Origin of the sequence: Bartonella gabonensis (assembly GCF_903679515.1) — a bacterium.
GTDB classification, from domain to species: domain Bacteria; phylum Pseudomonadota; class Alphaproteobacteria; order Rhizobiales; family Rhizobiaceae; genus Bartonella; species Bartonella gabonensis.
In genome coordinates, this window is the sequence record NZ_CAHOYM010000042.1 from 1 (window position 1) to 11,920 (window position 11,920).

Sequence of the window (11,920 nt, forward strand, 5' to 3'; positions counted from 1 at the left end):
TCTCTGCTGTTGTAGCTTTTGTATGCCAAATAGGGGCAAGTGTGTTGCGTATCTCTGTTTGTGTAATCTCAGAAACCGGCAAACAGCCTAATTTTGGTAAAATATGGAGTTTTAAAGGTAAAAACCAATGTCCATTCTTACCATCCCCTTTTAATTCAGCTTTACGGCTTTCAAAAGCATCCAACGCGATATCTTTTAAATAATGGAGATTGCTTATTGCCTCACGCTTTTGTTTGTTGCGCTCTTTAATGGGGTCACGACCTTCACGAAGAACAGAACGCCACCCTGTTGCCAATTCACGGGCTTGTTTTAAAGAGACATCTCTTAAAGCACCCAAGCCCATTTCACGACGGCGCCCGTGAAGAGTATAACGATAAATCCATTGAGCACCTCCATCTTTACGCTTATGAAGAAGCAAGCCGGCACCATCGTTATATTTGCCAACCCCCAATGTTGCGACAGACTTTGCATTAAGACGGTTCATAAGGACCATTTTTACTCCTTTCTTATACAAATTTGATCCACACACTCATCCCGCTTGTGATGTGCAAATGAGTGATTTTGATTGATGCAACATAAACAGATTTGAAATGAGAGAATCTTACGTTATTCGGGACTCTCATTCAATATGAATAACGCTAGATTATCATTATAAATCAATGCCTTGCAAGTGGTGTGAAGCACCTTAATGAAGGCGATAAACAAAGGGGACAGGTTAATCAAACCGTCGAGTATCTGAAATCTAAAGGCTACAGTGAAGAAGAAGCACGGTTCATAGCTGGGAATAAAGATGCGTTAAATGCTTTTCTGTTACAAAAAGCGAATGGGGGCAGCGACGCTAGATCTAAAGAAGAACTGGACCGCCTACGAGAAACGATAGAGCTTAAAAATAGTGAAGCGATCAGTAGTAATACGCTTCATGATATTGAACGTTTTATGAATTATATAGAAGAAAAGGGTGAATGGGCTACAGGGAATTCGGCTAATATACAAGCTCAGTTAGGAGTTCCTCAACACCGTGATATGAGTTCACTCCTTGATTCTATTAAGAACCGTATAGGTATTGACCGCTTAGAAGCGATGAGACGGTATTCACGTAATGGCGCTTCTGGTTTTGGTAACCTTACAGAAAAAGAGCTTGATGTATTAACGAGCTATTTGGGAGAGATAAAGTACAACTTGGGTCATAAAGAGCTCTTGTTTAGATTGAAAAAAATCCATGAGATTTTGGGTAAGATGAAATCAGACGTATTGTCTTTGCTAGAAAACGGTAACATTGCAATAACGCAAGAGAATGTTGATAAAGTTACCTCACAGCCGCGTTCTATAGCTTCACAGAAAGGACATAGTGATTTGCCGCTTGTTACCAGCAAAGAACAGGAAGATGCATTGCCTAATGGTGCACGCTTTGTTGGTGAAGATGGTAAGATAAGGGTTAAGGGTGCTTGAGATGGCGTATATTCCTTATTCTCGTATTGTTGATGATGTATCTGATAATAATGGCACGTCTTCAGTGAAGAAGCGTCGTGATAATCAAGGCAAAAAAACAACGGGTTATATTCCCTATTCTCGCATTGTTGATGATGATGCGGCTTCATTTAATTCAAAATCTACAGCAGATGATTTTTCATTTGACGATAAAGATCTTACATGGTGGGATGCGCTTAGGAGTCATGGTACGTCTGGTTTGACAGCAGGGTATAGTGATGAGATACAAGCGGCGAATGAAGCAGGTTTTACAGATTATTGGCGTGGCGATAAACGAGCAGAAGAGATTTACAACAAAAGGGTAGCAAAAGAGCGCGCTTACCAAAAAGCCTTAGAAAAGAAATATCCATGGTTATCTTCTGGTGCTTATATTGCTGGTTCTATTTTGCCAACATTGGCATCATTGGGTATCCCCGCATTAAATTTTTTGAGAGCAGGGACCACTTTAGGAAGTTTAGGTAGGGGAGCACTTGTAGGAGCCGGTTCTGGCGCTTTACATGGTTCTGGTGCAGGAGAAGGCTATAATGATACGGTGAATTCGGCGTTAGCTGGAGCTGCGGGTGGCGCTGTTTTGACACCGGTTGCTGCTTTAGGAGGCAACTTAGTTTCTAAGTTAGGTGGTGCAGCGATAAATACTTTAAAGTCACCTCCACTTGTAAGGAATTATTTTAACCCTGCTCATAAAGAGGTTTCCAATAAAGCTTTGAGAGAAGTTGCGAAACATCTTTACGATAATAAAACTAAAAACATTACTGAACGCCTTAGCTCAGAACCCCATGAGGTGTTTTTAACAGACATGAATGAAAAGCTACGACAAGCTTTGTGGAATTCGTCTAAAACAAATGAAGATGTTTTTAATATCTTAAAGCAAGCACATGAGAAAAGATTAGGCGGTTCTGTTCAACGTCTTGATGATATGATGGAACAGACAATTGCACCATACCAGCATAGAGATACGTTAAGCAGGACATTAAAACAGCAAGGGAAAGAGGCGCATGATCATCTCTATGAACAAGCGAGACAAACTCCAATAGGAGAAGAACATTATCCAGCTCTTAATAAACTTTTTGAAAATAAAGGATTTCAGAAAGCTCTTAAAGAAGCTGTCAATACTTTAGAGGAACATCCCCTTAGTATAAATCCTAGACGATTTTATGATAGAAGGTTTAGCAGCATAAACTATAAACCTACGATAGAGTTATTAGATCAAACCAAGCAGTCTCTTGATGATTTAATCAAGAAAAGTGAGAAACATAGCGATAACCAAAAGATTTTAGGATATGAAATCCTCAAACAAAATTTGGTAAAAATAATGGATGAAATCTCTCCTACTTACAAAGCAGCGCGCGGTAGTGCAGCAAAATTTAAAAACTTTGCAGATAGTTTTGAGGAAGGCAGGCATGCTCTTAGTACGAAACTTGAAAAGAGTGTTGAGAGGGATGCCGTTAAAGAAAATCTTTCTAAAGGAAACTGGAGTAAACAAAATAATACCTATCAGATAGGATTGAGAGATGCATTAGATGATTTATTAAGGAAAAATAGTGACCCTATTAATGAATTCTCTAATCTTTTAAAACAAGATCTTGCATCTGAGAATCTTGAAAGGATTATAGGACCTGAACGGTTTTCTGCTTTTAAAAAGGCAGTAGATCATGAGAAATTCTATTCTGATGCGTCCAAAAAAGGTTATCAAGAATTTCAAGGCACTCCTGAGGTTTCTCTTTTTGATGGGGTTAATTTTTCAAATCCACTTAGTTGGCCTTATGAAGGCTTTAAATTAGCTCGCAACATATTTTTTCACCCGAATGCCCCAGAGGCGTTGCAAGCAAGACAAGAATTAGAACGCGGAATAGCGAAGTTAGCAACTTTTGGCGTTAAAGGAATGGAGCGCAATGAAATTGCACAACTGATTCAAAGTGCTTTAAAGTGGCATCATGCAGGGGTATTAACAGATGGAGGGTTGAAGATTGTTTCTAGAGCTATAGCAAAAGGGCTAGGTCCTAGTGCTTCAATAGAGTATGCGAAATGACCCGTTATACCCCTTCATTTGCTCAAGCGATCCGTGAAGCAGCGGCGCGTTATGGCTTGCCGGAAAGCTATTTATACCGTGTTGCGCAAGTTGAAAGTGGGGGTAATCCGAATGCAAGGAATCCCCGTTCTTCTGCTGGTGGTTTGTATCAGTTTATAGACAGCACCGCCAAGCAATATGGTTTGCAAGACCGTTTTGACCCCATGCAAGCAGCTGATGCAATGGGGCGGTTGACGCTTGACAATCGCAACCATTTAAGCCGTCTGTTGGGAAGGGCGCCTACAGATGCGGAACTGTATTTAGCACATCAACAGGGGGCAGGAGGGGCAGCACGGCTTTTACAAAATCCCCATGCCAATGCAGCACAATTGGTTGGCAGCAATGCGGTTGGTTTGAATGCAGGCAATAACGCAATGCGCGCAAGTGATTTTGTTAATCGTGTTTTTCAAATGTATGGTGGACAGCAAGCCGCCCGCCCTTTTCCTCCTATCGCACGGGGTGGTATGGGCGATAGAGAGAACTTGCTAGAGGTTTTACGGGCATTATTAGCGTCACAAGAAGAGCCTTCAGAAGAAGAAGAGAGTGATGATGATAACCCTTTGATGACGCAATTGATGCGGGCTTTTTACGGAATTTAGGATAACCCATGTCAACGATTTATGATTGGTCGCTAAGAGCGTCGGATAACACGCGTGCGGATGATTTGATTGATTGGTCAGAAGGGCAGCACCCTAGCACAGTTAATAACAGCGCCCGTGTGATGATGCAGCGTATCAAGGAATACTTGTTAGATACGGGTGGAACGCTTAAAGGGATTGTGACGAATGATCATACCCAACAAACGAGTACGATACGTCTTGAAAGCCAATCGCAATTTTTAGAATACAAAAATGGTATCGTTTTGCGCTTTGTGGCAATGGATAAGAATATTGGGGCGACGAGGGTTATTCTGAATGGTTTAGAGGGCAGATCTGTTTATAAAGCGACCGCCTTAGGGGTTGGTGTTTTATCGGGCGGGGAAATCCAGCAGGGTTGTGTTTATACATTGGTTTATAATGGAGATGGTTGGCATCTTGTGAATCCAACCTCTATTCCTTTAGAAGAAGAAAGCAGCCTTTATCCCACCGGTTTCATAGGAACGTTTGGAATGCGAAACATTCCAAAAGGTTGGTTGATTTGTGATGGAAAGGCTTATTCGCGTATTGATTATAGTGATTTGTTTGCGACGATAGGGACGGTTTGGGGAGAAGGGAATAGTGTTACGACGTTCAATGTTCCCGATTTTCGAGGGCTGTTTTTACGCGGTGTTGATGGTGGGCGCCATATTGATGAGGGACGTTCTTTTGCAAGTGTGCAAAAAGATTTAATCGAGTCACATCAACATGAGGGGCAAAGTCTTTCCTTTCCCCATTTTACCAGCAATGAAGACTTTTGGGATGGGAATACGACGGATGTGTTGGGGTATCGTCTAGGATTGTTTGGAGGAAGTTCTCTAGCGAGTTTTATGGGCATAGAGCGTGAGAATTTAGGAAGCTATATAGCAAGTCCTTATGCTCTTGATGATAGCGGAGAGGTTGACTTGAGAAGCTCAGGCGAAGGTGAGACGCGTCCAGTGAATGTATCTGTTCTTTATGCGATTAAGACATGAGGTTTTAAGATGTCGACGATCTATGATTGGTCTTTGAGAGCCTCTGAGAATGCCTATTGTGATGATTTGATTGATTGGACACAAGGACAACGTCCAAGCAGTGTCAATAACAGCGCGCGTGTGATGATGCAACGGGTCAGCGAATATTTATCGGATACGAGTGGTCTGATTGAAAATAGCTTTACGGTTGATGGGGAACAACAGACAACCTTGATAAGGCTTCAAAGTTCTTCTCAGTTTTTAGGCTATGAGAATGGGATATCGTTTTGTTTTAAAGCAAAGGGTAAGAATGTAGGGGCGACCACAATTGCTTTGAATGATTTGGCAGGCAAGCCGGTTTATAAGGCAACGGAATTAGGTATGCGTGCTTTGATAGGAGGCGAGATACAAAAGGGGTGCATTTATCGTTTGGTTTATCGGGATAATGGTTGGCATGTTTTAAATCCTACCCCCTTGCCTTTATTAGAAAAACCAATGATTTCAGTTTATCCTACGGGTACGATAGGGATTTTTGGAATGCAAGTTTTACCAGAAGGCTGGTTGCCTTGTGATGGGGGGGCTTATTTGCGCAGTGATTATCCAGCACTTTATGAGGCGATAGGGACGAGGTGGGGAGGCAGTGATAGTTGGACGAAGTTTAATGTTCCCGATTTGCGTGGTGTTTTTTTACGGGGTGTTGATGACGACCGCGAGATAGACCGTTGGCGTTATCTTGGGACATTACAGCATGACGCGATGAGAAAGCATGACCATGGCGGTCACTCGGTTACGATTTTGAATGATGCCAATGAGGAAGAGAGTTGGTATGGAGATATGATGGTCATCTGGGGGTATATGCTGAATGAGCAGCAAAGGGAAAAGCTTGCCGAACGTTTGGATGTGCAGGCAAAGGATATACGGGTGCATCATACGCTTGCCTTTCCCCATACTCATCTTCATATGCGTGATGTTGTTTTGTCCAGTTCAGGGGTTAGTGAGACACGGCCGATTAATATGAGTGTTGTGTTTGGGATTAAGACGTGAGGTCAAAATGTCAACGATTTATGATTGGTCCTTAACGGCATCTGAGAATGGTGGTGCAGATAATCTTATTCACTGGTCCGAAGGACAGAATCCGAATACGGTTAATAATAGCGCGCGCTTTATGATGCAAAGGATCAAAGAGTATTTATCCGATACGGGGGGTGTGCTTGAAGGGATTGTTAGGGTTGATGATAAACAAAAGACGAGTGCGATACGTCTTTTAAGCCAATCGGGATTTTTAGCGTATAAGAATGGGATCTCGATCTGTTTTAAAGCGAAGGGTAAGAATGTAGGGGCAACAACGCTTGCTTTGGATAATTTGGCAGCTAAGCCGGTTTATAAGGCAACAGAAACGGGTTTATTAGCCTTATCTGGAGGAGAGATACAAGAGGGCTGTCTTTATACGCTTGTATATGATGAAGAGATAACCGGTTGGCAAATTCTCAATCCGACAAGGGAGAAAGTTTCTTCTTTAAAACGCTTACCGTCTGGTTTGATAGGTCCTTTTGCGATGGAACGCTTGCCGGATGGCTGGTTGCTTTGTGATGGGCAGGCTTATTCGCGAAGCACTTATAGAGCGTTGTTTGATGCAATAGGGGTGACATGGGGTGCGGGAGATGGCGTTATGACGTTTAATGTTCCCGATTTTCGGGGAATGTTTTTAAGGGGATTGGATAATGAACGCGGTCTAGATCCTTGGCGTTCATTTGCAAGTATACAGGCTTGTTCTTTGAAAGCGCATGAACATTTTGTAGGTTCAAGCGCTTCAGATGAGCGTTCTTCACGCAAAAGGCGGGATGTTTCTTTGCCAAGGCGAAAGCGCTCTGTTGATGAAGAGTGTTTAGGGTTGAGTGGGGATGCGTTGCAAAGGTGCAATGAAGCCTTTGACGAAATAGCCGGCAGTCCACAAGTAGAGGTTCCTTTTTGGTTTACCGATAAAGATAAACCACCCCGTTTACCTTGGTTTATCCGAAGCCCTTTTGCTAACTTTTTATATTATTCGATACCGCTAAAAGAAGGGATACACGACAGGGATCACCATGAACATCAGCTTATGGCAGAAAGGGTTGGTGGTATTGAAACGCGCCCCGTTAATGTGAGTGTTGTTTATGGGATTAAGACATGAGGAGTTGAAATGACCTTAAAACCGTTTGCGATATCAGAGCTTAGCGACCCGTCTCAAGTACGGGTCGTTTTGTATTCGGGGGGAGGATTTGTTCACGCGCCGCTTAATGGTGTTTTGGAGTTGATGAAAACAGCCTTGAAAGCAGAGCTTGATGTTTCACTGAAAGATATAGAGCAGCGCTTGGAAGCTTTAAGTGAGGATTTTGAAGAATTGAAAGAGTGTTCTTTGGATGAAGTTATTCATAATGATGTAAGGACGAAAGCAGATGAAGATACCCGATCATAGTCATGAATATTTGATACCGGTAGCCACCCGAGAAGAGATGCTAGAGGGGCGTTCACAAGATAGTGTCGTTGTTCCCAAGTTGTTAGGAACAGCCTCTTTGTATTCGTATGAAACCTTTGCCCCGTTAGAACAGGTTGTGAATGCAAGGCAAGAGGCTGAAAAAGCCATGGCGCGTGCAAATGGAGCGCAACAGGTTGCTGAAGAAGCTAAGAGGGGATCAGATCAAGCGCTTACAGAGGTCACGAAAACGGGTGAAGCGGTTACAACAGTGACGGCAACCGCGAATGAAGCCAAAGAGACAGCGGATAGCGCCAAGGGCTTAGCCGAAGAAGCCAAGAATGCTTCTGATGCTGCGAAGCACATGGCAGAAGAGATCAAAGCCGCCGTTGATAAAGCTACAGGAGAAGTTAGTGATACGAAAGGTTCACTGGCTACGGCATTGGAAAGTTTTGCAGAGGTCAAGCAGGCGAGTGACAGCGCAGTCCATGTCTCAACAGAAGCTAAGAATACAGCAGATGCAGCCAAGTCCATTGCTGAACGTGCAGAACAAACAGCCAGAGAAGCTTCACAGACGGCAACAGAGACGACCCAAGTATCTGCGACAGCAGTAGCCACGTGTCATGAAGTAAAGACCATAGCGACAGAAGCAAGTCTTAAGGCGGATGGGGCCAAACAGACAGCTGATGATGCCAAAGATATGGCAAAAGAGGCAAAAGAGTTATCGGAAGGCGCGACGGCTTCAGTTACAGAACTCACGAAAACAGTATCCCAAGTAGAAAAGTCAGTAGAGACAGCTTTGACAGAGGTCAGAGAAGGCAAACAGACAGCAGATACTTCGAAAGAGACGGCGGAACAAGCGAAGAATATTGCGGATGCAGCCAAGGGGCTTGCGGAAGAGGCAAAAGGTTTATCGGAACGTACAACAGCCTCTGTTACAGAACTCACCAAAACAGCATCACAAGTACAAACAGCAGTGGAGACAGCCTTAAGTGATGCAAGAGCAGCCAAGGGTACAGCAGAGACTGCGAAAACGACAGCGGAACAAGCATCCCAAACAGCAATGAAAGTGAAGGGTTTAGCAGAGGAGGTAAGAAGTACAGCAGATGGTGCAAGAGCGAAAGCGGATCAGGCACAACAAGAAGCAAGAGAAGCATCTCGATTAGCTTCTGAAGCGAAGTCAGCAGCAGATCAGGCATTACAAGCCGATAGGCAAGCGGTTCGTGAAGGCAATGAAAGCACCAAGAGTTTGGTAGAAGCCGTTCAGAAGAAAGCCGAGGAAGCAGAGAGAGTTTCACAAGAGAGTAAGAGCGTTTGTGAAGAAGCCAAACAGCTAGCAACAGAAGCCAAAAATGCCTCTAGTAATGCGCTTACAGAAGCAAGCGATGCGAAGGAGAAAGTTTCTACAGCGCTTACATCAGTCAATGATGCCAAGGGGATTTCTGAAACGGCTAAAAGTTTATCAGAACAAGCGACGACAGCATCTACAGAGGCGCAAAAGACATCAGAACAAGCATTAAAAGAAGCCAATGCAGCGAAAACAACGGCGGATACGGCGTCTAACACAGCCAATGATGCCAAGGGGATTGCTGGAGAAGCTAAGGCTAAAGCCGAAGAGGCAAAGAACCTTTTTGAGGAAAACAAGGCAGCTTTTGATGAATCGAATAAAAGCCTTGAAGAAGTAAAAGGGATTGCAGAACGGGCATTATCGAGCGCCAATGCAGCGAAGCAGACAGGAGATGAGATAAGCCAGCAAACGACAGAAGCGTTAACGAAGTCTGGGGAAGCAAAGGCTAAAGCAGAAGAGGCACAACAGTTGGCATCAAGCTCACAAGAGGCAGCAGAAAAAGCAAAGGCTAAAGCCGAAAGCGTAGAGGCAGTTGCGAATGAAGCTTCACAGACAGCAACATCTGCGAAGAGGCTCTCAGAGGAAGCAAAAGACGAGGCAAGCAATGCCAAAACAATAGCCTTGGAAGCGAAAAGTTCAGCAGATAGTGCAGCCGCGAAATCAGAACAAGCCCAACAAAGTGCAACAGAAGCCACACGAATAGCCAATGAAGCGAAAGCCGCCGCAGAATCAGCGGTGCGTTCGGGAGAGACGGCAGGGCATGAGAGTGCAGAAGCGGTTAAAGGTATAGCGGAAGCAGCAAAGAGTAAAGCTGAAGCAGCCGAAAGATTAGCACAAGAGTCGAAAAGTGCGTGCGATGAAGTGAAGCAAACAGCCGATAATGCACTGACAGTAGCCAATAGTGCAAATGCAACATCTAACACTGCGTTAAGCACAGCGACAGATTCCAAGACGGCAGCGTTAGAAGCCAAGCAAACAAGTGAAACGGCAACAGCAACATCAACAGCAGCACAAACAACAGCAGCTACAGCATTAACGGAAGCAAAAGAAGCAAAGCAAATAGCCGAAACCGTTAAGGCATCAGTCGATAGGGTCTCAGGAGAAGTCAACGATACGAAAGGTTCCTTAGCGACGGCATTGGAAAGTTTTGCAGAGGTCAAGCGTTCCAGTGACAATGCTGTCAGTTTATCGACAGAAGCCAAGAATTTAGCCGATACAGCCAAGTCCATTGCCGAAGGTGCAGAGCAGTCAGCGAGAGAAATTTTACAGACGTCCACACAAACAACGCAAGCAGTAGCGACAGCAGTAGCGACGTTTCAGGAAGTTCAGACCATAGCGATACAAGCAGAGAGTAAGGCGGATGTTGCGAAAGAGGCAGCGGATAGCGCTAAAAGCTTATCCGAAGAAGCCAAAGGTTTATCGGAACGTACAACAGCCTCTGTTACAGAACTCACGAAAACGGCATCACAAGTACAAACAGCAGTTGAGACAGCTTTAAGCGATGCAAGAGCAGCCAAGGGTACGGCAGAGACTGCGAAAACGACAGCAGAACAAGCATCTCAAACAGCTTCTGAAGCTAAAGCCGCCGTAGATCAGGCATTACAAGCCGATAGACAAGCAACAACGGCATCTACAGAAGCGCAAAAAACAGCAGAGCAAGCACTAAGAGAGGCTAGCGATGCGAAAACATCCGCAAGGAAAGCGACGGCAGATGTTATTTCATTTAAGGCAAAGGCATTAACAATAGAGTCTGGTTTGCAAACAGCCAAACAAGTTTCAGCAACAGCTAAGAATTTGGCAGAAGACGCCCAGAAGAAACTCCAACAGTTAGAGACAGTAGCCGGAGAAGCGAAGAAGGTTGCTGAAGCAGCCCAGAAGAAATCTGAGTCAGTAGTTTCACAAGCCTATCAAGCCAAGGGCGAAGCTGAAAAAGCTAAGGAAACCGCCGATAGAGCGAAAAGAACAGCAGAAGAAGCCAAAACAACAGCCGATACAACGAAGAAAGAGCTTGGTGGTATCAAGAGTTCTCTAGCAACAGCGACAGCAGCTCAAACAACAGCGACAACAGCTCATACAGTAGCCACACAAGCAAAAAATCTAGTTGAAACAGTAAGTACTTTACTGAAACGGTCTAATTTAACGGCTCTTTCAGTTTCTACCCCCTTCCTTGTTGCGACAGGCAAAGTGCAATTAACCGTGAAAAAAGGAACGAACCTAACGTTGGGAGTAGGCAATGATATTTTGCTTGCAAGTTATACCGCAGATACAAGAATAGGTCTTCCGACTCGTTCGGCAGGCAAGGATTATTATATTTATTTTGTGTCTGATGGAGGGCAGTCTCATAAATTTGTTGTATCAGAAAACTCTACCTATCCAAGGGGTTATACAGTTAATAATTCGCGCAAGATAGGAGGGTTTCATACGCTTTGTGAGGATGTTGGTACGATTTCCGGTCACCCGCTGTCTGGTTATCGAGCAGGGGATATATTACCTAATTCAGTTTGGTGTCTCAATCACCGCCCGCATAGTTCACCGGAAGGGATGGTTTACGACCCCTATACAGATCTTTGGGTTGATATTTATCTTCAATCAGGCACGAGCGAAAATACGAAATCGGTCTATCGTACCAATATAACAACCAACCGTAATTATACCGAACATGCCACAGATATGGCGCGTGTTAAAAAATCTTTACTGAGTGATGAAGCGTTTGCTTCTGCGATGTATGGAAGTAATGACCAGACAACTATTGTGGGGAAGAAGGCACCCACTCCTAAGACTTCAGGAGGACATAAGGATACAGCCAATCGTCGAATGATCTCGCATATCGGTTGTGAGGATGGTTGCGGTTATGTTTGGCAATATTTATCGGGAACGTTTGCTTCACCGGTAGGAAGCAGTACGCAAAATACGTTTGATATGAGAGCCTTGTTAGGTGGAGGCGCTTGGAATGCTGAAGCGGATAGTAAACGGTTT

General features: G+C 44.1%; 9 protein-coding genes. 8 read left to right on the forward strand and 1 reads right to left on the reverse strand.

Going from position 1 to position 11,920, the window contains the following annotated elements; genetic code table 11:
- Positions 1-493: Arm DNA-binding domain-containing protein (locus tag HWX04_RS07050; RefSeq protein ID WP_175869444.1), on the reverse strand; the 493-nt coding region annotated here is incomplete at its 3' end.
- A 182-nt stretch (positions 494-675) separates the two neighbouring features.
- On the opposite strand from HWX04_RS07050, the gene HWX04_RS07055 reads away from it, so the two are divergent.
- The 8 genes from HWX04_RS07055 to HWX04_RS08720 form a co-directional block, all read left to right on the forward strand.
- Entirely contained in the window at positions 676-1,449 is a 774-nt protein-coding gene (locus HWX04_RS07055) for a hypothetical protein (protein WP_175869445.1), read from the forward strand.
- A gap of 1 nt (position 1,450) precedes the next feature.
- Positions 1,451-3,517, forward strand: coding sequence for a glycine zipper family protein (locus HWX04_RS07060; protein WP_175869446.1), 2,067 nt, complete (start codon positions 1,451-1,453; stop codon positions 3,515-3,517).
- Positions 3,514-4,155, forward strand: coding sequence for a transglycosylase SLT domain-containing protein (locus HWX04_RS07065; protein WP_175869447.1), 642 nt, complete (start codon positions 3,514-3,516; stop codon positions 4,153-4,155). Before HWX04_RS07060 ends, HWX04_RS07065 begins: the two co-directional genes overlap by 4 nt.
- An 8-nt stretch (positions 4,156-4,163) precedes the next feature.
- A complete protein-coding gene (gene bgtC, locus HWX04_RS07070) occupies positions 4,164-5,165 on the forward strand; it encodes a gene transfer agent tail collar protein BgtC (RefSeq protein ID WP_175869448.1) in 1,002 nt (333 codons plus the stop codon).
- 9 nt (positions 5,166-5,174) lie between these two features.
- The gene (bgtC, locus tag HWX04_RS07075) at positions 5,175-6,188 is read left to right on the forward strand and encodes a gene transfer agent tail collar protein BgtC (protein ID WP_175869449.1); all 1,014 of its coding nucleotides are present in this window, start codon (positions 5,175-5,177) and stop codon (positions 6,186-6,188) included.
- 7 nt (positions 6,189-6,195) lie between these two features.
- Positions 6,196-7,314 (forward strand): gene transfer agent tail collar protein BgtC, encoded by a 1,119-nt coding sequence (gene bgtC, locus HWX04_RS07080; protein WP_175869450.1) that lies wholly within the window; start codon positions 6,196-6,198, stop codon positions 7,312-7,314.
- Positions 7,315-7,323: 9 nt separating this feature from the next.
- Positions 7,324-7,599 carry a hypothetical protein gene (locus tag HWX04_RS07085; protein WP_175869451.1) on the forward strand — a complete coding sequence of 92 codons (276 nt, stop codon included), beginning with the start codon at positions 7,324-7,326 and terminating at the stop codon, positions 7,597-7,599.
- A partial coding sequence (locus HWX04_RS08720) for a phage major tropism determinant (protein WP_246257565.1) occupies positions 7,580-11,920 on the forward strand: 4,341 nt, incomplete at its 3' end. The genes HWX04_RS07085 and HWX04_RS08720, both read left to right, overlap by 20 nt.